Origin of the sequence: Snodgrassella sp. ESL0323 (assembly GCF_013346865.1) — a bacterium.
GTDB lineage: Bacteria > Pseudomonadota > Gammaproteobacteria > Burkholderiales > Neisseriaceae > Snodgrassella > Snodgrassella alvi.
In genome coordinates this window covers 297,825-324,008 of the sequence record NZ_JAAEDT010000020.1, presented here as the reverse complement: position 1 = coordinate 324,008, position 26,184 = coordinate 297,825, and the positions used below count along the sequence as shown (strand labels likewise).

The window sequence follows — 26,184 nt, the reverse complement described above, 5'->3', positions numbered from 1 at the left end:
ATCCCGAACAGGACCGTGAAACGACCTAGCGCCGATGATAGTATGGATTGCCCATGTGAAAGTAGGACACCGCCAGACTCCCCATAGAAGAACCCGGTTGATTAGTCAGCCGGGTTTCTTACTTTAACTACTGAGAAGAGAACAATACCGCAGCAGCCATATGGCTGCTGTTGCTGTATCTAGGTTAGAGAGGGGAAGGACTGCTGACGCAGTGCTTCATAGAGGACGATGGCGGCGGCATTGGACAGGTTTAGTGAGCGGATGTGCTCTGACTGCGGAATTCGCAGTCACTGTTCTATTTAGGTCAAGGTAAATGCTTGTGACAGCCAGTATAAACAAATTAAATTTTTATCAGATCCCAGATTAGAATAGATAGAAAAAATGTGCCAATTATTAGCACTCATTCAGTAATATATCATATCAAAATTATTATTTATTCACTTTGGTTGAAAATAATGAATCAGCAAGATAGTCAGTTCTCATCTAATCAATTATTTCTTTCGGTTATTTTAATGGTAGCAGGCGCACATCTATGTAATGACCTGATTCAGTCGATGCTGACAGCTACTTATCCTTTATTGGAGGAAAAATATCGTTTAAGTTTCGCTCAGGTGGGTTGTATTAGTCTGGTATATCAGCTTACAGCTTCAATTTTACAACCCGCAATCGGTTATTACACAGATAAGCATCCGAAACCTTATTTATTACCCCTAGGTATGGTTTCAACGACATTTGGCTTGTGCATGCTGGGTTTTGCTAGTCAGTTTTATTTATTATTACTGGCTGCAGCATTTCTGGGAGTAGGCTCATCTACTTTCCATCCTGAGGCATCCCGTGTTGCACGTAATGCTTCTGCAAGTCGGTTTGGCTTGGCTCAGTCGGCATTTCAGGTAGGCGGTAACCTGGGTTCATCACTCGGGCCGTTACTGGTGAGTTTGGTCGTGCTGAGATTTAACCGGCAAAGTAATATTCTGTGGTTTATCGCCATTGGTGTAATTGCTATTTTGCTTTTGTGGCGCATCAGTGCATGGAGTGCTCGTCATCTGGCAGCAAATAAGCATAAGGCAGCAGTAAATTGTACTTTACCTTATGATAAAAATAAGACTATTCTGGCCTTATTCATTCTTGCCGTATTAATTTTTTCTAAATTTTTTTATATGGCCAGTATGAGCAATTATTATAGCTTTTATCTAATTGAAAAATTTGCTCTAACTAAACAGTCTGCAGTGTTATTTCTATTTTTATTTTTGGCCTGCGTAGCAATTGGTACGTTTATCGGAGGTCCGGTAGGTGACCGTATTGGTCGGAAATATGTTATTTGGTTCTCTATTTTAGGTGCTGCACCTTTTACCCTGGCCTTACCTTATGCAAATCTCTGGGGTACGGCGCTGTTAAGCTGTTTGATTGGTTTAATTATATCTTCAGCTTTTTCGGCAATTGTGGTTTATGCTCAGGAGTTGATTCCCGGACGCGTCGGCATGATTGCCGGTCTGTTTTTTGGTTTTATGTTCGGGATGAGTGGAATTGCAGCAGCAGTTTTAGGATATGTAGCCGATAAAACCAGCTTACAACTTATTTTTAAATTTTGTTCTTTCCTGCCATTACTTGGAATACTGACAATTTTGTTACCCGATGTTGAGCAGTATAAAAATTAAATGATAAAAGGCCATTGTTAATGGCCTTTTCTTTTCATTAATATTGCAGAGATTGATCAGATAGTTTGAAATTTTAAAAAAATATTTTAAATAGTATAGAGAATTCAAGTATTGTGAACTAGATTTTAATCAAATTGTTTATATAGAAAATGAGATAAAAAATATTGTAGTGGTACTTTAAACATTCTATTTTTTATAATATTATGATAAATATAATAAATTTATTTAATTGTATAGTATATAAGTATAATTTCAATTATTATGCATTATAAATAGATATTTAATTATTTTAATCCAGTAAATCGAACTTTTGTCAGTTTGCTATTCATTAATAGTATAACAATGCTATCAAATAATTTTGTCATATATGAAATATGAATTTATTTAAATTTAGTATTAATTTTTTTTATTTTGTCAATAATAATTTTGTTTGTTAAGCTATAGCTTTCTAAATTCATTAAAAATGTAAGGTTATGTTTATGAAAAAAATCCGTGAACTGATCGAAGCTGAGTTAAGTACTTTTGTTCAGCTGCGTCATGATATTCATCAACACCCTGAATTAGCTTTTGCAGAAAATCGAACCAGCGATAAAGTTGCCGCTTTGCTGGAGCAGTGGGGATATAAAGTTGAACGGGGTATTGGTGGTACTGGTCTGGTAGCACAACTTCAAGCCGGAAATGGTGACAGACGTATTGGTATCCGGGCTGATATGGATGCATTGCCGATTACTGAAGAAAGTGGTGTTGCGCATACAAGCCAGCATACAGGCAAAATGCATGCATGTGGCCATGATGGACATACTGTAATGCTACTGGCTGCGGCTAAGGTATTAGCCAGCAGAAAATCGTTTAATGGTACATTGAATCTGATTTTTCAGCCGGCGGAAGAATATGGCAAATCTGGTAGTGGTGCTATGCGGATGATTGCTGATGGTCTGTTTGAAAACTATCCGTGTGATGCCGTATATGGTATGCATAATATGCCGGGTTATCCGCAGGGACAGTTACATTTTTATGATGGCTGGATGATGGCTTCATCTGATGTGGCCACTATTACAGTAAAAGGTGTGGGCGGGCATGGCGCGAAACCGCACAATACGCATGATCCGATTGTGGCTGCATCTTCTATCGTAATGGCTTTACAGACAATTGTGTCACGTAATGTCAGTCCGCTGGATTCGGCTGTGGTTACAGTGGGTATGTTTCATGCCGGTGTGGCGAATAATGTAATTCCTGAACAGGCTGAGCTAAAGCTGACTGTGCGTTGCTTCAAGCCTGAAGTACGTAAGCTGTTACAGCAACGTATTGTGGCAATCGCTCAGGCTCAGGCTCAAAGCTTTAATGTTGTGGCTGAAGTGGATTATCAGCATGGATATGCTCCTGTATTTAATACCAGTAAAGAAACTCAGTTTGCGCGTCAGGTAGCACGTGAAGTGGTAGCGGAAGAAAATATTGTCGATCAGACTGAACCAATGGCCGGAAGTGAAGATTTTGCATTTATGCTGGAAAAATGTCCGGGAAGTTATTTGTTTATTGGTAATGGTCTGAAAGAAGTGGATGCTGCTTCGGGTTTTGATTTGCATAATCCTTATTATGATTTCAATGATAAAAATATAGCTATTGGTGCGACATACTGGGTAGCACTGGCTGAGCGCTTTTTAAAATAAATCTAATTTGAATATTTTATAAAATAATTGGAGTAATGATATGAATACAGGACAAGTAGCTATAGAGCATAATAAGCCACCGGCGAAAGCGATTGCGGCGGCGGTGGCAGGGAATGCATTGGAATTTTATGATTTTATTATTTATTCATTTTTTGCAGTGTATATTGCGCAATCATTTTTTCCCTCAACCAATAATGATAAATACACCAGTTTGCTTGCTGCAGTAGCTGTATATGGTGTCGGTTTTTTTACGCGACCGTTGGGTGGTTTACTTATTGGTGCTTATGCAGACAAGAAAGGTCGCCGGGCAGCGATGATGCTGACAGTGGCATTAATCACGCTGGGAACACTGGGACTGGCTGTTACACCCAGCTATGAGGTGATCGGGATTGCAGCTCCTATTATTGTGGTTATTGCACGTATGGTTCAGGGGCTGGCTTTAGGTGGAGAAGTAGGTCCGGCTTCAGCAATGCTGATTGAATCTGCTCCGCCAGATAAACGTGCTTTTTATGCCAGCTGGCAAATGGCCAGTCAGGGAATTGCGGTAGTGGTTGGTGGTTTGGTTGGTTTTACTGTTTCCAGTATTCTGACTCTGGAACAGTTGAATGCATGGGGCTGGCGCATACCTTTTCTGATAAGTCTGGTATTAATTCCGATTGCTCTGTATATTCGCCGAGCCTTACCGGAAACACTGGAAGAACCGACTCATCACAGTGGTACTCAGATGATAAAAATCATATTTTCCCGTTATAGGAACGAGGTGATACTGGGAGTTATGGTGCTGATGTCGACGGCTATTACCGCTCAGGTAGGTAATTATATGACTACTTTTGCTATCGATACGTTTAAACTTAAACCAAATATTGCGCAAATCTGCACTACTTCGGGTGGATTGATGATGTTTGTGTTTTCATTACTGGCAGGTATGCTGGCTGATAAATATGGTCGTAAAAGTATTATATTATGGCCACGGGTGGCTTTAATGTTGCTGATTGTGCCGATGTTTTATCTGTTGGTAAAAACTGAAAGTGTGGCGATGCTGTTGCTGGTAACAATGATGGTAACGTTGTTAACAGGGATGAGCGGTGCCAGTAGTTTAGTGGCTATTCCGGAAATGATACCGTTTAAACTACGCGCAACCGCTGTATCACTAATTTATGCTATTAGTATAACTTTGTTTGGTGGTACGGCACAATTTGTGATTACTTGGCTGATCAAGCATTTTGATGCAGTATCGCCGGCTTATTATGTAGCAGGTACCAGTTTATTATCTGTAATAGCTATTCTGATGATGCCGGAAACACGTCATATAAATGTAAAAGATTAAATCTATCATAATGATATAAAAAATGCCGGCAAACAATGCCGGCGTTTTTTTTATATGCTCATTTAAATGATATTTTTCACTACTTCAACAACCTGTTCGATAGTGAAACCAAATTCCTGAAAGAGTTTCTCAGCTGGTGCGGATTCACCAAAACGATTAATACCAATAATGGCACCATTCGTACCCACGTATTTATACCATGAATCACTGACACCGGCTTCAATGGCAATACGAGGCAGATGAGCAGGTAAGACGCTGTCACGGTAGGCTTGATCCTGCTGATCAAAAATATGGGTATTAGGCATAGATACAACTGTTGTGGCAATACCTTGTTCAGCTAATTTGCTCTGAGCATTGATAGCCAGCTCCACTTCAGATCCTGTGGCAATAAGTACCGCCTGTGCAGCCTTTGTATCGGGTGCTTTCAGTACATAACCGCCACGACGGATATTGGCTAGCTGCTGGTTATCCCGTGGCATAAATGGTAACCCCTGACGGCTGAATATCAGGCAACTGGGGTGATTGGTTGCAGCGGCGGCATCTGCCCACGCTATCAGTGATTCGGCACTGTCACACGGTCGCCATACACTCATGTTCGGAATCAGACGCAGGGTAGCAATTTGTTCAATCGGCTGGTGTGTCGGACCATCTTCTCCCAAGCCGATAGAATCGTGTGTGAATACAAATATCGGGTTGATTTTCATTAGTGCAGCCATGCGCAAAGCATTACGGGCGTATTCACTGAACATCAGGAAAGTAGCTCCGAATGGTTTGATACCACCGTGCAGGCTCAAACCATTCATAATGGCTGCCATACCAAATTCTCGCACGCCATAATGGATGTAATTGCCGCCACTGGTGGCTGTCACGGCAGTACTGCCAGACCAGTCGGTCAGGTTTGAGGGGGTAAGATCTGCAGATCCGCCTACAAATTCAGGTAGAATTTGTGCCAGAATTTCGATGCTGTTCTGACTGGCTTTGCGGGTGGCCACTTTTTCAGCTTTGCTGCATACTTCATTTAATGCATTTTGAACGTGTTCTTCAAAATTTTCCGGCAGTTTACCGTCCATACGGCGGATAAACTCAGCTGCTTCAGCAGGGTATTGTTGCTGATAACGGTTAAACAGATTTTGCCACTGCTGTTCCAGTTGAGTACCGGCTTTAAGCGCACTCCAGTCGTCATAGATTTCCTGCGGAATGGTAAATGGTTCATGTGTCCAGTTCAAGGCAGCGCGGGTAGCGGCAATTTCTTCGGCACCTAATGGTGCGCCATGGGTTTTATGACTGCCTTCTTTGTTAGCGGCACCTTTGCCGATTCTGGTTTTGCAGCAGATAATCGATGGTTTCTCGGTTTCGGCTTTTGCTGCGGTAATGGCTGCACGGATAGCAGCTTCATCATGGCCGTCTACATTGGCAACTGTGTGCCAGCCGTAAGAGGTAAAGCGTTCAGGAATGTTTTCGCTGAACCAATTGTCTACTTTGCCATCAATTGAGATGTTGTTGTCATCATACAGAACAATGAGTTTGCCCAGTTTAAGCGTGCCGGCCAGTGAACATACTTCATGGGATATTCCTTCCATCAGACAGCCATCGCCGACAAATACGTAAGTATGGTGATCAACAATATTCAAGCCCGGTTTATTAAATCGGGCAGCCAGAATTTTTTCTGCTAGTGCCATACCAACGGCATTACCAATTCCTTGTCCTAATGGTCCGGTTGTGGTTTCTACACCATCAGTGTAGCCGTATTCCGGATGTCCCGGGGTTTTGCTGTGCAGCTGGCGAAAATTTTTCAGATCTTCAATACTGAGATTGTAACCGCTCAGATGCAGCAGACTATACAGCAGCATGGACGCGTGTCCGTTCGAAAGGATGAAACGGTCGCGGTTGTAAAACTTGGGGTTAGCTGGGTTGTGTTGCAGGAATTCGCGCCACACTACAGTAGCCATTTCGGCCATACCCATTGGTGCGCCCGGATGCCCTGAGTTAGCCTGTTCAATTGCGTCCATTGCCAGGAAGCGAATAGCATTAGCGAGATGTGAAGCCATGAAGTTGCCTTTTGATGAGGGGATTGCTGGTTGCAATAGCGATGTGAGTTAATGGACTGTACTCCGCCGCAAGAGACAAAGGTATCCAGTGCGAATTATCCTGAATCTGCACAAACCTTTCAAGGAAAGACTGTTTTTTGTCTGATTCTGATGGTTTGAAACGGTTGATTAATTAAGCTGAGGTATATGCTGGAAATGATTAAAAATATCGTATTTTCAGTAAATAAAATAATGATTGCATAAATTAATCTTATATTTTATGCTATTGTCAATTCATAAGTATGATTTGATCAGGTAACTTTATCAATCAAAGGAGAATACAGAGTGCAAAAGATTGGTATGATTTTGGTACTGTTGTTTGCTATGGCTTCGGTGTGGGCTGCTGTTAATATTAATACTGCTTCTTCACAGCAGTTGCAATCATTACCGCATATTGGTGCAGTTAAAGCGCAGGCAATAATTGATTATCGCAATGCACACGGTCCTTTTCGTTCTACAAAAGACATTATGCGTGTTAAAGGTATTGGTAAAGCGACTTATGAGAAATTGCAAAATGATATTAGTGTCAGCGGTGTAACGGTTAGTTCAAATATACCGGATGCAAAATACCGTCGAGCCGTACCCGCTACTGCTGTATCCAGATAATATTAGTTAAGGTTACATATAATTAATCACTGAATATATTGGCTTTAATATGATGATAAAAATTTTCGGCCTGCGGTGACAGTTTGCGTTCTTTATGCTTGATCAGATAAATGGAACGTTCCAGATTCATGTCTCTGACCTCTCTGACTACAAGATTTTTATGTTCAAATTGAAATAATGTTAATCTCGGCACTATGCCAATGCCGTAATTAGCCGCTACCAGTCCCATCATGGTGGTGAGCTGGCTAACTTCAACTACATAATTCATTCCAAACAAATCTACAATTTTATCAACGTAATGGCGGATGCTGGTACCTTTAGTAAATCCGATCATGCCATATTCAAGTAAATCTTTTAATTCAATATCTGCTTTGCTGGCCAGTGGGTGATTGATATGACATATGAGATGGAACTTATCTGAAAAAAGAAACTCGGCAGAAATTTCAGTCAGAGAGGGAGATTTTGCGGTTAATGCCAGTTCTGCATGTCCTTGTAATAGTGCTTGCAGACACAGATCCCATTGAGTATCGAGTAATTCAACTTTGACATTGGCATGTTTATGATGAAAAGTAGCCAGCAGCTGTGAAACCCATTGCACGACGATAGACGGCATAACTGCCAGTACCAGTTTTTCTTTATGATTATTGGCATGTGAGCGAATTTCTTTGGTAGTTCGCTCATAGGCGAACATAAGTTCACGTGCCAGTTTGATGAAGTGGATTCCGTCTTCATTCAGCTGAACTTTACGGGTATCCCTGTCAAACAGGCGGTAGCCGATTTCCTGTTCCAGATTGGCAATCAGGCTACTGAATGCAGGCTGAGACAAATGGATCTTCTGGGCTGCACGGGTGAAGTTATCTTCTTCTACCAGCGCCAGAAAGGCTTTTATCTGCTTGATTGATATATTCATATAGCATTATTTGCCGTATTTTAATCCATACTGTTATCTACAATAGCATATTTAGCGTTAATACATATTGAGTTTTATCAAATTTTTCATATGCTGGAAGATTTATCGATTTTGCTTATGAATCGATTTTTATTATCGATTAGACAGGGTGTGCCGTTATGGTGAGAATGCAAAGGCTTTCTTAAATATTTATTCATTCTTTTTAATAACAACCCAAAAAGGGGATTCTTATGCTGGCTTTAATAGGCATATTAACTATTGCAACTTTGCTATTTTGCATTATGAGCAAGCGGTTATCGCCGATAGTGGCTTTGATTATTATTCCTATTCTAGGGGCTGTAATCGCACTATATATCGTACCGTTGTTTCAGGGTGGTCAGGAAGTACTGCCTCATTACACCGCTATACCGAAAATGGTGGTGACAGGAATATCCAAACTGGCACCTATGGCAGCGATGTTTGTGTTTGCCATTATTTTCTTCGGTGTGGTAAGTGATGCCGGGATGTTTGATCCGATTATCGCCAAGATTCTGAAGGTGGTAGGTACTAATCCTAAGAGAATTATTATTGGTACTGGTGTTCTGGCACTGATTGCGCATCTGGATGGTAATGGAGCAGTGACATTTCTGATTACAGTACCGGCCATGCTGCCTTTATATAACAAACTTGGTATTGATAAGCGAATTCTTGCCGGGATTACAGCACTGAGTGCCGGTGTAAATTTCCTGCCATGGACAGGACCGATGATTCGTGCTTCCGCAGCGCTGGAGGTATCTACACATGATCTGTTTACGCCACTGATTCCGGCACAGATTTGCGGGCTGGCGTTTATGGTGTTTATGGGCTGGTACTGGGGACGTAAAGAAGAAAAACGCTTAGGTCTGGCCGGAGCTGGTGCTGGTGCGGTAATCGGTGGTGAAAATGAAGAAACAGCAACACATTTTGCGCCAAAAGAATTAACCGAAGAAGAGCAAAAGCTGCGTCGTCCACATTTATTCTGGGCGAATATTACTCTGGTGATTCTGGTAATTACGGGTATGGTAGCCACAAAAATATCACCAGTGGTTATTTTTATGGTGGCCTGCTGTATTGCGCTGACATTAAATTACCGCAAGCCTGCTGAACAATCTGCACGGATTAATGCTCATGCTAAGGGCGCGCTGATGATGGCATCTATTTTGTTTGCTGCCGGTGTGTTCACAGGCATTATGGGTGAATCCGGTATGCTCAAAGCTATGGCAAATTCAGCCGGTCATTTTGTACCTGACAGTTTGTCTTCTCATATTCCGTTTATTGTCAGTCTGGTAGCAATGCCGCTGAGTCTGGTGTTTGACCCTGACTCCTATTATTTCGGCATTATGCCGGTGGTAGCCAATATTGGTGGTTTCCCACCTATTCAGGTGGCTCAGGCTTCTTTACTTGGACAGATGACTACTGGTTTCCCGGTAAGTCCGCTGACTCCGGCTACCTTCCTGTTGTGCAGTCTGTCCGGCGTTGATTTGGCTGACCATCAGAAATTCTCTATTCCGATACTTTGGCTGGCTTCTATCGTGATGGCTGTAGGCGCGATGTTATTCGGAGTATTCCCGATATAAACAGGTTGTTTTTAAGTTGTTAAATGTAAAAAGGGTATGACGTATGAAAAAAATCAGAATTGGTTGTGGTGCCGGATATGGTGGCGACCGGATTGAACCGGCTGTAGAGCTGGCGGAAAAAGGGGATATTCAGTATCTGGTATTTGAATGTCTGGCTGAACGCACGATTGCTATCGGTCAGCGCCAGAAAAAGCATAATCCGGAAACCGGTTTTAATGAATTACTGGCCGCGCGTATGCAGGCAGTATTACCGGCCTGTCTGGAAAAGGGAATCAAGATTGTTACTAATATGGGTTCTGCCAATCCGCGTGCAGCAGCCAAAGTAACTGCCGAAATCGCACGTTCTCTGGGCGCAAAAAATCTGAAAATTGCCATTATTGAAGGCGATGATGTTTACGAACAGGTTATGCAGCAGGATCTGCCACTGGATGAGCTGCAAAAACCGGTTTCACAATGCGGTAAGAAAATTGTTTCAGCCAATGCTTATATCGGCGCTGAACCAATGGTACAGGCGCTAGACAATGGTGCTGATATTGTTATTGCCGGCCGTGTTTCTGACCCGTCTCTGTTCCTGTCAATCATGATGCATGAGTTTAAATGGGGTGCAGAAGATTGGGAGCATCTGGGTAAGGGCACTATTCTGGGACACTTGCTTGAGTGTGCCGGCCAGATTACTGGTGGTTATTTTGCTGATCCGGGTTACCGCGATGTGCCCGATCTGGCACGTCTGGGCTTTCCGATTGCCGAAATCAGTGCCGATGGTGATGCAGTAATTACTAAAGTTGAAGGCTCTGGCGGCATGGTTACTCCTGATACCTGTAAGGAACAGATGCTGTATGAAATTCATCGCCCGGATGAATATAAAACACCGGATGTCACCGCAGATTTCACGCAGGTAACCTTTACACAAGTAGGTAAAGACCGTGTTGCAGTTACTGGCGGTACAGGTCGTGCCCGTCCTGAGACGCTGAAGGTCTCTGTAGGTTATGAAGATGGTTTTATTGGTGAAGGTGAGATGAGCTATGCCGGTCCGGGAGCGGTAGAGCGCGGTCGTCTGGCACTGGCCATCGTAAAAGAGCGGTTTGAAATCGCACATGCAGAACCACAAGAGGTGCGTTTTGATCTGATTGGTATCGATTCACTGCACGGTGCAACTTTGTCACAGAGCAGTCAGCCGTATGAAGTTCGTGTGCGTGTAGCCGGACGTTTCGCAACCAAAGCTGCGGCAGCAGTAGTGGGTAATGAAGTTGAAACTTTATATACCAATGGTCCGGCCGGCGGCGGCGGTGCTATGAAATCTGTAAAAGAAATTGTGGCTATGGATTCAACATTTATTCCCCGTAATCTGGTGACAACCAGTATTGACTATCTGGAGGTTTGATAATGAAGTTACGTGAAATTGCACACTCTCGTACTGGTGATAAAGGTAATACTTCAAATATTTCGGTAATTGCATATCGGCCTGAAGATTATGAACGTATTAAAGCAGCAGTGACTGCGGAAAAGGTTAAAGCGTTTTTTGCAGACATCGTGACTGGTGATGTTGTGCGCTATGAATTACCGAATATCGGTGCACTGAATTTTGTTATGTATGGTGCTTTGGGCGGCGGTGTTACCCGTACGCTGGCACATGATATGCATGGTAAAGGTTTGAGTGCAGCAATTCTGGATATGGACATTGAGTAATTAATCACTTGCCGGCGGTGCTTTTCAGGGTATCGCCGGCAAATCAAATATTGTCATAGATCTATAACAAAATCAGTTGTTATGTATTTGTCCGGTCTTTGGTTTATCTCAGGTTAGAAGAGTATGAAAACAAAACAGCTCAGTTTAGCGGATGTAAAAAATCATCTGTGGGATGGAATGACCATTATGTTTGGCGGTTTTATGGGAATCGGTACGCCCGCCAGACTGGTACAGGCTATTCTGGATTCAGGGGTTAAGGATTTAACTATTATTGGAAATGATACTGCGTTTGTAGAAACCGGTGTCGGCCCGCTGATTACGAATAATCGTGTCAAAAAAGTTATTACTTCGCATATCGGTACTAATCCGGAAACCGGTAAGAAAATGATTGCCGGTGAGATTGAAGTTGAACTGGTACCGCAGGGTACGCTGGCAGAGCGGATTCGTGCTGCCGGCGCAGGTTTGGGTGGTGTGCTGACACCTACCGGATTGGGAACAATTGTCGAAGAAGGCAAACAGAAAATCGCGGTAAACGGACAGGAATACCTGCTTGAATTGCCTTTACAGGCTGATTTGGCCATTGTGGAAGCAAAAACGGCAGATAAGCTGGGTAATCTGGTGTATGAACTGTCTGCTCAGAATTTTAATCCGCTGGTTGCTCTGGCTGCGAAAAAGGTAATTGTTGAAGCAGGTAATGTGGTTGAAGTGGGTGAAATTTCACCTGATGCGGCGACTACACCGGCAGCGCTGGTTGATTATATTGTTTATCCGGAATAAAGGAAGAGTCACCATGAATGCAAAAGAATTAATTGCACGCAGAATTGCATTGGAATTCAATGATGGGGATGTGGTGAATCTGGGTATTGGTCTGCCAACTCAGGTAGCCAATTATGTACCGGAAGATATTCATATTACTTTGCAGTCTGAAAACGGTTTTCTCGGTCTGGCTGCACTGGACCCTGAAAAAGCCAATCCTAATCTGGTGAATGCAGGTGGTCAGCCATGTGGTATTGCTGCCGGCGGTTGTACTTTTGACAGTGCATTTTCATTTGCACTGATTCGCGGCGGCCATGTTGATGCTTGTGTGCTGGGTGGTCTGGAAGTCGATCAGCAGGCAAATCTGGCAAACTGGATGGTGCCGGGCAAAATGGTACCGGGCATGGGTGGTGCAATGGATCTGGTAACCGGTTCGCGCCGGGTTATTATTGGTATGGAGCATTGTACTAAAAATGGTGAATCCAAGATTCTGAAAGAATGTACTTTGCCGCTAACAGCAAAAAACAAAGTTAATCTGATTGTTACTGAATTGGCTGTGTTTGGCTTTAAAGACGGACAACTGGTTTTACTGGAACATGCACCAGGCGTTGATCTGGAAACAATTAAGGCTAAAACTCAGGCTGAATTTACTGTGGCTGAAGATTTCCGTGAAATGGCAATCAGCCAGCGTGGTTTATAGGCTGGTAACAGTCAGATTTAGGAGTTAAATATGGAAAATGCAGTTATTGTCAGTGCAGCTCGTACACCTGTAGGCAGCTTTAATGGTTCGCTGGCCAGTGTAGGTACGGTAGATTTGGGTAAGCTGGTTATTGCTGAAACTTTAAACCGTGCCGGTGTTGAAAGCGGGCTGGTTGATGAAGTAGTGATGGGAAATGTGCTGCAGGCCGGGCTGGGACAGAATCCGGCACGACAGGCAGCCCTGGCAGCCGGACTGGCTGATAGTGTACCAGCATATACTGTTAATAAAGTATGCGGTTCGGGATTAAAAACGGTAGCACTGGCCGCTCAGTCTATTGCTGCGCAGAATGCAGAGGTAGTGATAGCCGGCGGTATGGAAAATATGACGCGGGCACCATATCTGCTGGATAGCCGTGCACGCTGGGGCTATCGTATGGGTAATCAGCAGGTAATTGATACTATGGTACACGACGGGCTGACCTGTGCTACCAATCATTATCATATGGGGATTACTGCTGAAAATATTGCACAGAAATATCAGATCAGCCGGCAGGAACAGGATGAGCTGGCTTTACGTTCTCAGCAGCTGGCTGCGCAGGCGGTTGCAGCTGGTGTATTTGATGCAGAAATTGTGCCCGTAACAATTAAGTCACGTAAAGGTGAGGCTGTATTTGCGCGTGATGAATATCCGCGGGCAGAGGCAACTGCTGAAGCACTGGCTAAATTGAAACCGGCATTCAGTGCCGATGGAACAGTGACTGCCGGCAACTCATCAGGAATTAATGATGGTGCTGCTGCTGTGTTGGTGATGGCGGAAAGCAAAGCAAAAGAACTCGGATTACAGCCTCTGGCACGTATTCGCAGTTATGCCAGTGCTGGTGTCAGTCCTGCACTGATGGGGCTGGGACCTGTACCTGCGACACAGAAAGCTTTGCAGAAGGCCGGTCTGGCACTGACTGATATTGATCTGGTTGAGGCAAATGAAGCTTTTGCTGCACAATTCCTCGGAGTAGGCCGCGAATTGCATTTTGATATGGATAAGACCAATATCCATGGTGGTGCGATTGCGATTGGTCATCCGATTGGAGCCAGTGGTACACGCATTCTGGTAAGTCTGTTATATGGTATGCAGGCAAAAGATGTTCAGTTCGGGCTGGCTACGCTGTGTATCGGCGGCGGTCAGGGTATTGCAATGATTGTTGAGCGTATGTAATACAGTTATTTCACTGAATATCCAATTGAAAACAGACTATATATATAACATATATAGTCTGTTTTTGTTTGAACGAAGAAAGCGCCGTTAAGGCGCTTATAAATTATCGGATCAATCATTAAAACATCGTATTATTATTTTCTGCCTGTTCTGGTACATTTTGGATCACATCCCAATGCTCAACTATTTTTCCATCTTTAACTCGGAATATATCAACTACTGCTTTACCAAGATCATTTTCATTGATTTTAGAATGGACATGTAACCATACTATATCGCCCTCCACAGATGAACGAATTATGATGGCATTTGATTGCGGATTTTGTTTAAAGAAATCTTCGAAATAATTAATCGCAGGTGTTCTACCATTAGCGACATAAGGATTATGTTGTTTATAATCTTCAGCCAGTGTTTTTGTTGCCTCAGCAAGTTGATGTTTATTAAAAAAGTTATTATAAAAATTGATAACTAGTGTACGATTTTCTTCTTCTTGAGCGATATTTCTTTGCTTTAGATCTTTTGCTGCGACAACACCTGTGAAACTCAACAAACAAATACCAATTAAAAAGCTTTTTTTAATTACATTCATACCAACTCCAATTCCTATTTTTATTTAGATAAACTCTATCTATAATGCGTTATTAATCTATAATGCATACCGCTTGAATGGTCGCAATTAAACTAAATAAAACAATATAGTTATTTATTCGGATAAGAACTGTTGGATAGACTAATCCGGCCGCGATTATTTCTGCTGCTCTGCTATCATTTGCTGAATATCAGCCTCGGTCAGGTTATGTGTCTGATTGGCGAAAGAATAGCATTCCGGTTTGTTATCAATATAAACTTGAAGATTGAAATCCAGGGCGTCAGACTGGTTAAGTGTCCATGCGGCTATGTAGTATTGGTCGCTATTTTTTAAGTGATAATACAGATGAGTACCGCATTCTGAGCAAAATCCGCGTTCCGCCCATTCTGATGAATTGTAATTTTTGATGAATTCTGTATTTTCAAACTGAATCTTACCATTATGCATAATCGTCATCAGCGGACCTGCATTCCATTTGCGGCAGGTGCTGCAATGGCAGGCACTCAGTGAGTGATTATCTGTTTCCAGAGAAAATTTAACTTTGCCGCAAAGACATGAACCTGATTGTTTGCTCATATACTCCCCCCTTTATTACAGATTGAATTATCAAAATTACTTGCTAGTATTGTATTCAGATTGCAGCTATGTAAAGTGCAATGATACAGATAACGCCCACTCCCCAGATACATGAACGGGCAAAAGATTTATCTTTAATGTAACAATAAAAATAACCAAGACGACTGAGAATAAACAATACGCTCCAGAAGTTAATGGTGAACTGGGCAGCGTTATCAGTTGCATGGGCAATAATGACTGCAGCAGCGAAAGGTGCAAATATTTCGTAACCATTTTGCTGTGCAGCATTAGCACGTGCAGCTTTACCCTGAGCTTTAGCCATAAATTCACGGGGCTGATGATTATCATCAGCTTTAAATCCACCACTTTTCTTAGCATAAGATGCTGCAATCCATGGCAGAAGCATGGCTATTAAAACACACCAGTAAGCAAGAGTCATAATGTTGTACCTCAGTAGTTATGTGTGTACTGCAATTAAATAAATTATGTGATGGCGCTGGTTAAGTACGGGCAGTTTTATCCTGTCTGTGACTTTACCCTATGGGTAAATTATAAGATAATTTAAAGTTTTTCAAGCTTTTTGTGATTTATAACTATTTTATCTGTTTGTGATGCGCTGATGTTGTCATTCTTTGGGAGGTACGGAGTGATATAGCAAATTTATCAGCGTTTTTTATTGCGGGAACTCAACCATGTTGTTTAAAAAGTTAGCTGATCAGGATGTGTCTGGCAAGACCGTTGTGATTCGGGTAGACATGAATGTGCCTATTAAAGATGGTGTTATTATTGATGATACGCGTATTCGTGCTTCTTTAGCTTCGATTCGTTTTTGTTTGCAGCAGGGTGCAGCAGTTGTAGTGCTGACACATCTAGGACGACCGAAAGCCGGCGCTCCAAAACCGGAAGACAGTGTTGCTCCGGTGGCGCAGCGATTAGGAGAATTATTAGGTCAGAATGTAAGTGTGGCAGAAGACTGGCGTGAACACAAACCACAGTTGCAGGCCGGACATGTAATCATGCTGCCTAATGTTCGTCTGAATATCGGCGAGAAGGAAAATGACCAAGCTCTGGCTGCAGCTTATGCTGCGCTTGGTGATATCTATGTTAATGATGCTTTTGGTACTGCACATCGTGCAGAAGCATCTACAGCCGCAGTGGCAGAATTTGCACCGCTGGCCTGTGCCGGTATGCTGCTGACAGCTGAACTGGAAGCATTAACTCATGCAGTACAGAATCCGCAGGCTCCGGTAGTGGCTATCGTGGGCGGAAGTAAAGTATCAACTAAACTGACGATTCTGGAAAGTCTGGCCGATAAGGTGGATCATTTAATTGTAGGCGGCGGAATTGCCAATACATTTTTACTGGCAAAGGGACTGCCTGTAGGTCAATCGCTGGCTGAAGCTGATCTGGTTGATAGTGCACGGCAGATTATGGCTAAGATAGCTGCTAAGGGCGGTGATATTCCTTTGCCTGTTGATGTGGTGGTAGCCAAGCGTTTTGCTGCTGATGCAGCAGCTGAAATTAAAAACGTAGCCGATGTGGCCGAAGACGATATGATTCTGGATATTGGTCCGCAATCAGCACAGAGACTGGCTGAGATGATGAAAGAGGCAAAAACGATTGTCTGGAATGGTCCTGTAGGTGTATTCGAATTTGCTGCATTTGCTCATGGTACTAAGGTGCTGGCAAAGGCAATTGCCGATAGTAATGCTTATTCAATTGCCGGTGGCGGTGATACGCTGGCTGCAATTGCTCAGTTTGGTATTACTGATGATATCAGTTATATCAGTACCGGTGGCGGGGCATTTCTGGAGTTTCTTGAAGGTAAGACTTTACCGGCCGTTGCCGCGCTGACTGCACGAGCCTGATTGCTAATTTTATTTATCGGCATCGTTACGGATGCTTTTTTAGGCGAAATTGCTTAATACCGCAATTTCGCTTTTTTCATGTCTGTTGTTTTGATGATGATTCAATGACATAAGAAGTTACCTCCTTTCCGGCAGAAACATATTTTGTTGTATGTGAATAAAACTCGGATTGTGCTGAGATAAGTACATTATTCGGACATCCATCCTGTATTAAAAAACCGAATGTTAATTTTTTGACAATGGATTATTTAAAAGTTAATAATTTAATTTCTTCGTAAACTTTAATATATTTATGTTTATTTAAGGTATTTTTTTTGTATTTGTTAATTTATAAATAACTAATTTTAAATAATTTAAAAGTATTGCTGCCTGTTAAGTAAAGCTTTATGTACTTTGCATATTGGTTAGCAATATTTATTCACACATTCAGGTTAGGAGTAGTTGATGTCTGGTTCTTCAGGAAGTTGCTGGCGTAATCTGCCACGCTGGCTGCTTGTATTGATATTGCTGGCTGGCGGTCTGGCGCTAGGCTATGGCGGAATTAAGCTATTGATACTGGGCGGTTCCGGCTATTATTTACTGGCTGGTATTGCTTATCTGGTACTTTCGATAATGGTTGGTTTGCGTAAGTCTTATACTGCTTTGTTTTCGCTGGCAGTGTTTGTGGCCACGCTAATCTGGGCATTAACAGATGCAACGGAGTTAACTTATTGGGCTCTGATGCCGCGTCTGGTTATACCTGCACTGTTTCTTATGATGACTTTGTGGTCGGGTGGTGGTTATCAGGGTGTTTCAGCTTCCGGCCGCCGTTTTTATAATTTTAGCGGTGTTGTTATATTTCTGGCTTTACTGGCCACGCTGATTGCGTCATTTTATCCGCATGGTCAGATTCGTAATCAGGTTAATATCAGTGAGAATGCTGATGCGGCACATGAAAATGCTCAAAATCCGTCTGACTGGGCATTTTTTGGTAGAAATCAACGGGGTACCCGCTTTGCGCCGTATACCCAGATAAATCCGGATAATGTGCGTAATCTGCAGGTAGCATGGACATTTCATACTGGCCGCCGTACTTCCGGTAAAGCAATCGGTGTAGACGAAAATACACCATTGCAGATTGGTGACAAGCTGTATTCATGTACACCGGAAAATTTGGTATCTGCAATTGATGCGGATACCGGTAAGTTAATCTGGCACTTTGATCCTAAAGCACGTACTGCGGAGCATGTAACCTGCCGCGGGGTAGGCTATTATGATATGGATAAGGATGATAGCCTGACCTATGCTGAAAAAGCCGCTTATACTCAGTCTGTATGCCGGCGCAGAATTGTTGTATCTACAGTGGATGCACGTCTGTTTACTCTGGATGCAGATAAAGGGACGTTATGTCCGGGTTTTGGTGACAATGGTTATGTGAATCTCAAGGCTTATATGGGGCCGACTGAAAACAGTAAGCGCTATCATCCGACTTCTCTGCCGGTAATGATGGGACATTTAACTGTTGTAGGCGGCTGGGTTCGCGATATTGTTCACGGTGAACCATCTGGCGCGGTACGGGCATTTGATGTACGTGACGGTAAGCTGGTGTGGACATGGGATATTGGTAAACCTGAAGGTCTGGCTAAGCCCGGTCAGAATTACACACTTGAAACACCTAATGTCTGGACTATTCCTACTTATGATAAAGAACTGAATCTGGTTTATTTACCAACCGGCAATGGACCGCCGGATTACTGGGGTGGTGACCGCAATCATATTAAGGAAAAATTCGGGGCAGCAGTGGTTGCTCTGGATGCCAGCACCGGTGAATTACGCTGGGTACGTCAGCTGGTTCACCATGATGTATGGGATTATGATTTGCCTTCTCAACCTGTACTGTATGATGTTACCAATGATAAAGGCCAGAAAATTCCTGCTCTGATTCAAACTACTAAAACCGGGCAGATTTTTGTAATTGACCGGCGAAACGGGGAATTTGTCACTAAAGTTGTGGAAAGCCCTGTACCTACAGCTCCGGCAGCCGAAGGTGAACATTTGTCTGCTACGCAGCCTGATTCTGTGGGTATGCCCAATATTGGTAATGAGCCGCTGACTGAACGCAGTATGTGGGGTATCACACCGTTTGACCAGTTATATTGCCGTATTCTGTTTAAGAATTCTGTATACAAAGGCCGATTTACGCCACCGAGTGCTCAGCCGTATATTGAATGGCCAAGTCTGCTTGGCGGCATGAACTGGGGTGGTATCTCAATTGATGAATCACGGAATCTGATGTTTGTGAACGATATGCGCATGGCACTGCGTATGCAGTTGGTTACCCGTGAGGAGGCAAAACAGTTCAAGGTTTCTACTGATGAAGTACCGGGATTTATGGGTACGATTCGGCCGCAGGTTGCCGGTATTTATGGCGGTGTGAAAATCGATATTCTGCAATCTCCGCTGGGTGTACCATGTCAGCAGCCGCCATTTGGTACGCTGAGTGCCATTGATTTGAACACCAAGCAGCTAGTATGGCAGGTGCCAATGGGCACAGTTCAGGATACCGGACCTCTGAATATTAAGACAAAACAGCCAATGCCGATTGGTATGCCTACGCTGGGCGGTCCGACAGCCACTGCCTCCGGTCTGGTATTTTTTGCCGGTACGCAGGATTATTATCTGCGTGCAATAGATGCCAAAACCGGTAAGGAAGTTTGGAAAGTACGCCTGCCAGTGGGTTCGGTTGCTGCTCCGCTGATTTATGTCTCTCCGAAAACTGGTAAGGAGTATGTGGTTATTTCAGCCGGCGGTACCAGCCATTCAAATGATGTTGGTGACTATGTAATTGCTTATGCGTTGCCGGATAAAAAGTAAATCTGACTGGCACTAAAAAACAGCACCCGTCCCGGGTGCTGTTTTTTTATAGAATTAATAAAATTGTTTACTAATTAATTTCAATTATATTCATGATTTTACATAATGCTATGAAATACTGTCTGTTAAATATGAATGTATTCTCAATTCAAATAACAAGGAGTTGTGTTATGAAAGCTTTTATCCGTGTAGTAACGCTTGCTGCTTTGTCTTCAATGAGTATGGGTGCTTTTGCTGCTGCCGGAACAGAACAGCCGCCGACAGCAGTAGTCACTGAAACTGAAACAGTGGTTGTACATGAGCAGACACCTGTTTTGGGGCCGGTAGTTACGCATTCGATTTTGTCTAAGTTGAATTTAAGTGCTCAGCAAAGGGCACTGGTACAGAAAATTGATCATCAGTATGCCAGCCAGCGTCCGCTTATGAGCAATGGAAATCGCCAAATTCTGGCTAATTTGCATCAGGAGCGCAGAAATCTGATAGTTAATAAGCAATTTGATGATACTAAAGCTAAAAATATGATTGCTCAGGAACAGCATCTCTGGGCTGAACAGCAACAGGCACGTGCTGATTATGATTTTTTACAGCTAAAACGTGAACATGATATTTACCAGATTCTGACTCCGAGACAGCAACAGCAGTATTGGATCCTGCGTCAGCAGCAGAAATTACTCCACTTCAGACCTCAATAATTCATTGTTACTGTAGTTCTGTTTTGTGATTTAAACCCCGCACAGCGGGGTTTTTATTTTTCCCTGGTGATAAAACTTTATCAGAATTTAATTTGTGCTCGCGCCCACAGTGTACGTCCCGGCTCGTTAACCCGGTATTGCTGTACGGAGTAGGTATCGAAATCATAAGCAGATTTATTTACTGCTTCAGCATAGGTTTTGTTAAAAACATTGTCGATTCCGATTTGTACCAGCATATTTTTACCGGGTTTCCAGCCGGCATTTAATGCCAGTGTACCAAAGCCGCTGCTCTGACCTAAGTCCATGCCAACAATGTTGCCCTGATTTTTGGCATAGCGGTGCTGACTGGTAGCAACACGCCACAAGGCACCGGCGCTGAAATGCTCGTTTTCCCAGTTGAGATAAGTACGCCATTCCAGTGGCGGGGTTTGTGCCAGTGGTCGTTTATCACTGCGGTTACTAGCATAGGTATAGGCGAGGCTGCCGCCAAGATTCCAGTGTGGTGCGAATTGCCAGTTGGTTCTGGCTTCGAAGCCATAGCGGCGCGCATCTATCTGGCGGGCTGAATTTTTGCTGTTAATGCTTTCAATCAGAATAAAATCATTGATTTGTCCTGCAAAAATATCAATTGAGCTGCTGATGCTGTTACCCTGATAACTTAAACCGGCATCGATTTCATGATTGGTTTCCTTACGCAATTTTTCGCCGTTGGCTTTACTGCGTTCCCAGTAATCAGGAGCACGCTCGGCAATACCATAGCCGAGATAGCTGGTTAGTTTATTGTTGCGGTGTTCCAGACGGATAAAACCGGCATTCAGTCCCTGATGCTGGCGCAAATACTTTGAGGCAATGGCATTTTTCTGCGGATTAAATAGGGTACTGGTCCAGTCATGACGAAAACCGCCAAAGAGGCTGTTATTATCATCTATATTCCATTCACTCTGAATATAGGCACCGTGCCGTTTATAAGTCTGGTTCCAGATAAAGGGCAGTTTGTAATAATTTTCTGCCTGCTGTTTACTGGTACTCATTACCATAGGTCGGGTGCTGACTTCATCATTCTGCCAGTCTGCACCAATTTCACTGTGTGTATTTCCCAGCTCTATCTGTGCTGACAATTTAGCTGATTTAATTTCACGCGCAGGATTCATTACTGAATACATGCGGCGTACCGGCATGGTGGTATGCATACCATTCATATTTGGCATATCCGATGCCATTTTGCTCATACCGGAAGTCATTTTCATCGGTGCAGGAGTACGCAGACTGAAATTATCCATCACATGGTCGATTTTGCTGCGACCATATTCAAACTGCAGCTGACTCAGCCAGTTGGTGATATTTTGCTGGCGCAATTTCATTGACCAGCCATGACGGTCGAACTGGGTACCATCCATGCTGCGGTCGGCATAGCGGGCATGGCCGGTGCTGTGTTCATATTGTACAGCCAGCAGGGTGTCAGTAAATGGGGTAAGAGCTGCCTGAGCCATCTGATTATTGCGTTTGAATGCAGAATGAATGGTGTCTCCATTACCGTCTTTGTAATCTTTAGACTCATTGTGACTGGTATTGAGCCGCAGCCAGCCGTACTGATTACCCAGTGTACCGTCGATATAAGCATCACTGCGCCCGAATGACCCTTTTGTAAAGGCACTGTCTAATTTGGCGGTGGGCTGAGATAGTGGTTTTTCATCACGGATAAAACGTACAGAACCGCTAATCATCCCCGGGCCCTGATTAACTGCTTGTGGTCCCTTAGTAATAATGACTCTGTCGTAACTGGCCGGAAACAGATAGGAGGTAGGTGGATCCATGCGTCCGGGACAGCCGCCCAGTACAAACTGGTCGTCAGCACTGATCAGCAGGCGTGAACCGCCCAGACCGCGTAGCAGGGGATCACCGGAGCTACCGCCTTTACGCGTGACACTCATTCCTGCAACTGATTTAAGTAAATCAGCACCGTCCTGTGCGGGTAAAGGCTGAAGGGCTGTTTTGGGGTTGATTACTTCAACTCCCGGGGTATTTTGTTTTGAAGCGACCACCACTACCGGACTTAATTCTGCTGTATGCGGTTCTGTATTGTCTGATTGTGGCTGGGCATGAACTGTAGAAATAAGACAGGACAGGGCTAGGAAAAAAAGAGATTTGTCACGATAATGCATGGGAGTGCCTGAATGGCTGAAATAAGATAATTTATTATATCTTAAAAAATATAAATAAATCTTTGAATAAATTTAATTTTTAACTCAATGTAATTTTATGCATGTTCAGGCGGCTATCCATTGAGATGCAATATAAATAAGCAGACCGATGCAACCGCCAACAAGCGTGCCATTGATACGAATGAACTGTAAATCACGCCCGACACTCAATTCGAGTTTACCAACCATCTGTTTACTGTCCCAGCTTTTGACTTTATCGGCAATAAACTGACTGACACGATTTTTATACTGGCGAGTGATGAATTTTGCATACAATGTAATCCGGGTATCCAGTCGCTGCATAAATCGCGGGTTTTGCATGGCTTGCTGCTGTATATGGGTAGATAACCGGCCAAGCTGCTGCTGCCACCATGAATTACTCTGGCTGGTATCGTGTTCACTCCATGCCACAAAACTATCCCATAAATCCATTATGCTTTGTTGCAACGCTGTAGAGCGCAGCAGTTGCTGCCGTCCAGCCGCAAGCCGTCTGTGCCAGCTCAGGCTGCGACGTAATTTGCGTTCAGTAACGAGAAGCTGTTTTCGGCAGGCGCGCCAGAACGAATGCTTCGGGTTCGCCAATACCGCATCTATATAGGAATCTGCCCAATCGAGTGCTTTGCCGGCGACCCAGTCATCAATACGTGCAGTCAGTGTCGTTTTCAGCGAAGCCTTGAATTTATCCCAAGTACTGGGGTCGCTTTTTTCAATTTTACTTACCCATGACAACAGACTCTTTTCAAGTTGTGCCCGTGTCTGTTCGTTTTGCAGCCATTGGCGTATTTGTTGCAGTAAAGATTGTACTAGCAGTGTATCGATACCCTGTTTATGGATTAAATGAAGAAAGTTAGCTAGTGTTTTGCCCAGACGGGCACCGTTGTACTGGGTGTTTAGCAGCTGACTGCAAAATCCGGCTACTTCACGGGCACTGGCGGTATTTAACAGCAGTGGAATCTGGCGGGTCAGAACAGGCAGCCATTTTTGCTGATTTTGTGGAGCACACAGCCATTGCAGGGTTCTGCTGGCCGGATGCATACGGTAGATGCGTCCGGCAATTGCTTTATCCTGCAAAAAATTATTTTCAATAAAACGTCCGAATTCATTGGCGATTCTTTCCTGTTTCTGAGGCAGAATTGCGGTATGAGGAATAGGCAGACCAAGGGGATGGCGAAACAGGGCAGTAACTGCGAACCAGTCTGCCAGTGCACCTACCATGGCGGCTTCGGTGAATGCTTTAAGATAGGCCAGAGCCGGATATTGTTTTTGCAGCAGGCAGCTTAAAACAAATAAAACACAGGCAATAATCAGCATACTGGTAGCCAGTATGCGCATGCGTCGCAGACGCCGGCGCTGTATCAGGCTGGTAATGGTGGCTGTGTTCATAATATTGATGTGTTTTAGATATCCGGATAAAATTTTTCAGTATATAAGCTTACTGGTTAATTGGTCTTATTGCCGGTGTGATTTCCTGAATTTACTCAACTGAATGAAAGTATCAATCTTAATAAGGGAGAAATAACCGGCAGTTAAAGGTTGGCTATAGTTAGCTGGATTTGATTTTATAATAAATTTTTTACCCGGACTCTATATTGAATAATACATATTATTTAATATTACATGAATATTTTATTAATATGACATTATGCTTTTTTGAATGCTTTTACCGGCAGAATAATGAGTACAGCAATATAATTTAAAATAATATAGAGCGAATAGTTGATCAGCCATACTATTCCGAATTGTTCTCCGGCTGTTGTACCAGATAATTCGCCTGTTAGCGGATATAAAATAGTGAGTGCCAGTAAATAATAGACTGAGCTGTAAATTAAATAATTGAATAAACCGGACCATGTAACTTGATTTTTTCGGGTAACACTATCTTTAATAGCGAGAGCAAAGGCCAGTAATATATCAATCCAGTAAAGTATAAAGCACAGAAACATTACTACAGAGAGTATATCAAGTATATTACCTTCAAAATAAGGAGTCATTAATCCTTTACCAATTATGCTGTTACTGCAAGTCAGCACAAATAGATAAACTGCCGCGAAAATGAGCAATTTTTTAATACTGAATTTACCCGTGCCGGCTTTTTGATCAGTGTTAGCTTTTTTGATGGTTAATGAATAATTATCGGAAGCAGAAGCTGTTTTACAACGTTTAAGTGATAAAGCCTGACAGATAAGTTTAAATATCAAAATAATAAAAGCACCAATGCTATTAACAAAGGCATAAGTAAAAACAGGATAGCTATTAAAAATAAAGAACATGGGATGTGCGTTTTGCCCTAAGGAAAAGGATAAGGCAAAAATCAGAAAATTACTGATTGAATAACACAATAGTGTAACGGTTGATGGTGTCTTATTCGGACTATTTATATCATTGAAGTATGAAGAAAATATCTGTGTTATTGTTAGCCCGAATACCCATATTAGTAAAAGACCGCAGACATATAAGCAGCCATAAATTAATAGTGATTCAATAAAAGCTATTAAGCCATTATTAAAATCAGGGTACCACAAAGGTGGCGGCAGAAGCTTCCAGAAAAGATGAAAAATAGTTAAACAAATTAACGAAAGTTTCAGGGAGTTTTTTGTATTAAAAAATTCAATAAATTGATTTTTTTTATTCAATTTGTTCAGCTCCTGGCGATAACCTTATTTAATTACCTGTAATTTCATCAATCCGGAGTTTTGCATTAATTGTATTTATACATACAATATGTATAGACCATCTCAGGTAAATTGCAACCTCAAGCTGTAACTTGTGGTTTACGGCGTTTATGCTGCCACCACTTGAATCCGTAACCGGCAATAACCGGAATCAGTGCGTAAATAATCAATGCTGTCCAGCTGCCGTACCAGTGTACAAGTTCAGTGGTACTATTGTCGTTGTTAAGAATAATTTCAGTAGAAGCGTAGTAAATAGCACGCCACCAGCACATAACCAGAAGCCCCAGAAAAACCGGCCAGATTTTGCATGTACGCCCGCGCTGCCATAATAGGAAAAATACCAGAGCCCATATCAGTGTCAGGGTAGTTACTAATAAACCCGTATCAGTTGGCAGATGCAGATAGCGGCAGATAATAAAGGTGATAACAACCCATATGCCGGCAAGTACGGCCATGATGAATTCTTCGGGTTTGTTGAGCATGTTGTTGCTTCCTTAGCGAAAAATACGGCTGGAATGGTTAATATACCGCA

General features: G+C 42.9%; 22 protein-coding genes. 13 read left to right on the top strand and 9 right to left on the bottom strand.

Going from position 1 to position 26,184, the window contains the following annotated elements; genetic code table 11:
- The first annotated feature begins 455 nt into the window (after positions 1-455).
- The 3 genes from GY065_RS10075 (at position 456) to GY065_RS10065 (ending at position 4,649) form a co-directional block, all read left to right on the top strand.
- Positions 456-1,655 carry an MFS transporter gene (locus tag GY065_RS10075; RefSeq protein ID WP_174833993.1) on the top strand — a complete coding sequence of 400 codons (1,200 nt, stop codon included), beginning with the start codon at positions 456-458 and terminating at the stop codon, positions 1,653-1,655.
- A gap of 479 nt (positions 1,656-2,134) precedes the next feature.
- Positions 2,135-3,322, top strand: a complete 1,188-nt coding sequence (locus GY065_RS10070; RefSeq protein WP_174833992.1) for a M20 aminoacylase family protein — start codon at positions 2,135-2,137, stop codon at positions 3,320-3,322.
- Between the two features lie 40 nt (positions 3,323-3,362).
- Entirely contained in the window at positions 3,363-4,649 is a 1,287-nt protein-coding gene (locus tag GY065_RS10065; protein WP_174833991.1) for an MFS transporter, read from the top strand.
- A gap of 62 nt (positions 4,650-4,711) precedes the next feature.
- Here the strand turns inward: GY065_RS10065 and tkt are convergent, their stop codons facing one another.
- A complete protein-coding gene (tkt, locus tag GY065_RS10060) occupies positions 4,712-6,697 on the bottom strand; it encodes a transketolase (RefSeq protein ID WP_174833990.1) in 1,986 nt (661 codons plus the stop codon).
- Positions 6,698-7,021: 324 nt separating this feature from the next.
- On the opposite strand from tkt, the gene GY065_RS10055 reads away from it, so the two are divergent.
- Positions 7,022-7,342, top strand: coding sequence for a ComEA family DNA-binding protein (locus tag GY065_RS10055; protein WP_244895671.1), 321 nt, complete (start codon positions 7,022-7,024; stop codon positions 7,340-7,342).
- A 22-nt stretch (positions 7,343-7,364) separates the two neighbouring features.
- Here the strand turns inward: GY065_RS10055 and GY065_RS10050 are convergent, their stop codons facing one another.
- Positions 7,365-8,252, bottom strand: coding sequence for a LysR family transcriptional regulator (locus GY065_RS10050; RefSeq protein ID WP_084550722.1), 888 nt, complete (start codon positions 8,250-8,252; stop codon positions 7,365-7,367).
- Between the two features lie 230 nt (positions 8,253-8,482).
- Here GY065_RS10050 and GY065_RS10045 point away from each other — a divergent pair, with 230 nt between their 5' ends.
- The 6 genes from GY065_RS10045 to GY065_RS10020 all read left to right on the top strand — a co-directional run bounded on the left by GY065_RS10045 (position 8,483) and on the right by GY065_RS10020 (position 14,201).
- Positions 8,483-9,847 carry a CitMHS family transporter gene (locus tag GY065_RS10045; protein WP_037475502.1) on the top strand — a complete coding sequence of 455 codons (1,365 nt, stop codon included), beginning with the start codon at positions 8,483-8,485 and terminating at the stop codon, positions 9,845-9,847.
- 43 nt (positions 9,848-9,890) lie between these two features.
- A complete protein-coding gene (locus GY065_RS10040) occupies positions 9,891-11,228 on the top strand; it encodes an acyclic terpene utilization AtuA family protein (RefSeq protein ID WP_037475501.1) in 1,338 nt (445 codons plus the stop codon).
- A 2-nt stretch (positions 11,229-11,230) separates the two neighbouring features.
- Positions 11,231-11,533 (top strand): hypothetical protein, encoded by a 303-nt coding sequence (locus tag GY065_RS10035; protein WP_025329974.1) that lies wholly within the window; start codon positions 11,231-11,233, stop codon positions 11,531-11,533.
- 123 nt (positions 11,534-11,656) lie between these two features.
- Positions 11,657-12,310: an acetate CoA-transferase subunit alpha gene (gene atoD / locus GY065_RS10030; protein ID WP_025329975.1), complete on the top strand. Its 654-nt coding sequence runs from the start codon at positions 11,657-11,659 to the stop codon at positions 12,308-12,310.
- 13 nt (positions 12,311-12,323) lie between these two features.
- Positions 12,324-12,989 carry a 3-oxoacid CoA-transferase subunit B gene (locus GY065_RS10025; RefSeq protein ID WP_037392084.1) on the top strand — a complete coding sequence of 222 codons (666 nt, stop codon included), beginning with the start codon at positions 12,324-12,326 and terminating at the stop codon, positions 12,987-12,989.
- Between the two features lie 30 nt (positions 12,990-13,019).
- Complete coding sequence (locus GY065_RS10020; protein ID WP_084552787.1) at positions 13,020-14,201, top strand: acetyl-CoA C-acetyltransferase; 1,182 nt, start codon at positions 13,020-13,022, stop codon at positions 14,199-14,201.
- A 118-nt stretch (positions 14,202-14,319) separates the two neighbouring features.
- Here the strand turns inward: GY065_RS10020 and GY065_RS10015 are convergent, their stop codons facing one another.
- The 3 genes from GY065_RS10015 to GY065_RS10005 form a co-directional block, all read right to left on the bottom strand.
- Entirely contained in the window at positions 14,320-14,790 is a 471-nt protein-coding gene (locus tag GY065_RS10015) for an ester cyclase (protein ID WP_174833989.1), read from the bottom strand.
- A gap of 156 nt (positions 14,791-14,946) precedes the next feature.
- On the bottom strand, positions 14,947-15,366 hold the full coding sequence (locus GY065_RS10010) for a GFA family protein (protein ID WP_174833988.1): 420 nt from the start codon (positions 15,364-15,366) through the stop codon (positions 14,947-14,949).
- A gap of 55 nt (positions 15,367-15,421) precedes the next feature.
- Entirely contained in the window at positions 15,422-15,805 is a 384-nt protein-coding gene (locus GY065_RS10005) for an MAPEG family protein (RefSeq protein ID WP_025329980.1), read from the bottom strand.
- Positions 15,806-16,058: 253 nt separating this feature from the next.
- On the opposite strand from GY065_RS10005, the gene GY065_RS10000 reads away from it, so the two are divergent.
- The 3 genes from GY065_RS10000 to GY065_RS09990 all read left to right on the top strand — a co-directional run bounded on the left by GY065_RS10000 (position 16,059) and on the right by GY065_RS09990 (position 20,779).
- Positions 16,059-17,234, top strand: a complete 1,176-nt coding sequence (locus tag GY065_RS10000) for a phosphoglycerate kinase (protein WP_174833987.1) — start codon at positions 16,059-16,061, stop codon at positions 17,232-17,234.
- Positions 17,235-17,678: 444 nt separating this feature from the next.
- Entirely contained in the window at positions 17,679-20,087 is a 2,409-nt protein-coding gene (locus tag GY065_RS09995; RefSeq protein ID WP_174833986.1) for a membrane-bound PQQ-dependent dehydrogenase, glucose/quinate/shikimate family, read from the top strand.
- Between the two features lie 170 nt (positions 20,088-20,257).
- Positions 20,258-20,779 (top strand): Spy/CpxP family protein refolding chaperone, encoded by a 522-nt coding sequence (locus GY065_RS09990; RefSeq protein ID WP_174833985.1) that lies wholly within the window; start codon positions 20,258-20,260, stop codon positions 20,777-20,779.
- An 80-nt stretch (positions 20,780-20,859) separates the two neighbouring features.
- Here GY065_RS09990 and GY065_RS09985 read toward each other — a convergent pair whose 3' ends face one another.
- The 4 genes from GY065_RS09985 to GY065_RS09970 form a co-directional block, all read right to left on the bottom strand.
- On the bottom strand, positions 20,860-22,941 hold the full coding sequence (locus tag GY065_RS09985; protein ID WP_174833984.1) for a TonB-dependent copper receptor: 2,082 nt from the start codon (positions 22,939-22,941) through the stop codon (positions 20,860-20,862).
- A 105-nt stretch (positions 22,942-23,046) separates the two neighbouring features.
- Complete coding sequence (locus GY065_RS09980; protein WP_174833983.1) at positions 23,047-24,363, bottom strand: DUF445 domain-containing protein; 1,317 nt, start codon at positions 24,361-24,363, stop codon at positions 23,047-23,049.
- A 257-nt stretch (positions 24,364-24,620) separates the two neighbouring features.
- Complete coding sequence (locus tag GY065_RS09975) at positions 24,621-25,250, bottom strand: hypothetical protein (protein ID WP_174833982.1); 630 nt, start codon at positions 25,248-25,250, stop codon at positions 24,621-24,623.
- Positions 25,251-25,732: 482 nt separating this feature from the next.
- On the bottom strand, positions 25,733-26,134 hold the full coding sequence (locus GY065_RS09970; RefSeq protein WP_037475481.1) for a hypothetical protein: 402 nt from the start codon (positions 26,132-26,134) through the stop codon (positions 25,733-25,735).
- Between the last annotated feature and the right edge of the window lie 50 nt (positions 26,135-26,184).

Coding starts and splice junctions, on each gene's coding strand:
- GY065_RS10075 (WP_174833993.1), top strand. CDS start 456: ATGAATCAGCAAGATAGTCAGTTCTCATCTAATCAATTATTTCTTTCG.
- GY065_RS10070 (WP_174833992.1), top strand. CDS start 2,135: ATGAAAAAAATCCGTGAACTGATCGAAGCTGAGTTAAGTACTTTTGTT.
- GY065_RS10065 (WP_174833991.1), top strand. CDS start 3,363: ATGAATACAGGACAAGTAGCTATAGAGCATAATAAGCCACCGGCGAAA.
- tkt (WP_174833990.1), bottom strand. CDS start 6,697: ATGGCTTCACATCTCGCTAATGCTATTCGCTTCCTGGCAATGGACGCA.
- GY065_RS10050 (WP_084550722.1), bottom strand. CDS start 8,252: ATGAATATATCAATCAAGCAGATAAAAGCCTTTCTGGCGCTGGTAGAA.
- GY065_RS10045 (WP_037475502.1), top strand. CDS start 8,483: ATGCTGGCTTTAATAGGCATATTAACTATTGCAACTTTGCTATTTTGC.
- GY065_RS10040 (WP_037475501.1), top strand. CDS start 9,891: ATGAAAAAAATCAGAATTGGTTGTGGTGCCGGATATGGTGGCGACCGG.
- GY065_RS10035 (WP_025329974.1), top strand. CDS start 11,231: ATGAAGTTACGTGAAATTGCACACTCTCGTACTGGTGATAAAGGTAAT.
- atoD (WP_025329975.1), top strand. CDS start 11,657: ATGAAAACAAAACAGCTCAGTTTAGCGGATGTAAAAAATCATCTGTGG.
- GY065_RS10025 (WP_037392084.1), top strand. CDS start 12,324: ATGAATGCAAAAGAATTAATTGCACGCAGAATTGCATTGGAATTCAAT.
- GY065_RS10020 (WP_084552787.1), top strand. CDS start 13,020: ATGGAAAATGCAGTTATTGTCAGTGCAGCTCGTACACCTGTAGGCAGC.
- GY065_RS10015 (WP_174833989.1), bottom strand. CDS start 14,790: ATGAATGTAATTAAAAAAAGCTTTTTAATTGGTATTTGTTTGTTGAGT.
- GY065_RS10010 (WP_174833988.1), bottom strand. CDS start 15,366: ATGAGCAAACAATCAGGTTCATGTCTTTGCGGCAAAGTTAAATTTTCT.
- GY065_RS10005 (WP_025329980.1), bottom strand. CDS start 15,805: ATGACTCTTGCTTACTGGTGTGTTTTAATAGCCATGCTTCTGCCATGG.
- GY065_RS10000 (WP_174833987.1), top strand. CDS start 16,059: ATGTTGTTTAAAAAGTTAGCTGATCAGGATGTGTCTGGCAAGACCGTT.
- GY065_RS09995 (WP_174833986.1), top strand. CDS start 17,679: ATGTCTGGTTCTTCAGGAAGTTGCTGGCGTAATCTGCCACGCTGGCTG.
- GY065_RS09990 (WP_174833985.1), top strand. CDS start 20,258: ATGAAAGCTTTTATCCGTGTAGTAACGCTTGCTGCTTTGTCTTCAATG.
- GY065_RS09985 (WP_174833984.1), bottom strand. CDS start 22,941: ATGCATTATCGTGACAAATCTCTTTTTTTCCTAGCCCTGTCCTGTCTT.
- GY065_RS09980 (WP_174833983.1), bottom strand. CDS start 24,363: ATGAACACAGCCACCATTACCAGCCTGATACAGCGCCGGCGTCTGCGA.
- GY065_RS09975 (WP_174833982.1), bottom strand. CDS start 25,250: ATGTTCTTTATTTTTAATAGCTATCCTGTTTTTACTTATGCCTTTGTT.
- GY065_RS09970 (WP_037475481.1), bottom strand. CDS start 26,134: ATGCTCAACAAACCCGAAGAATTCATCATGGCCGTACTTGCCGGCATA.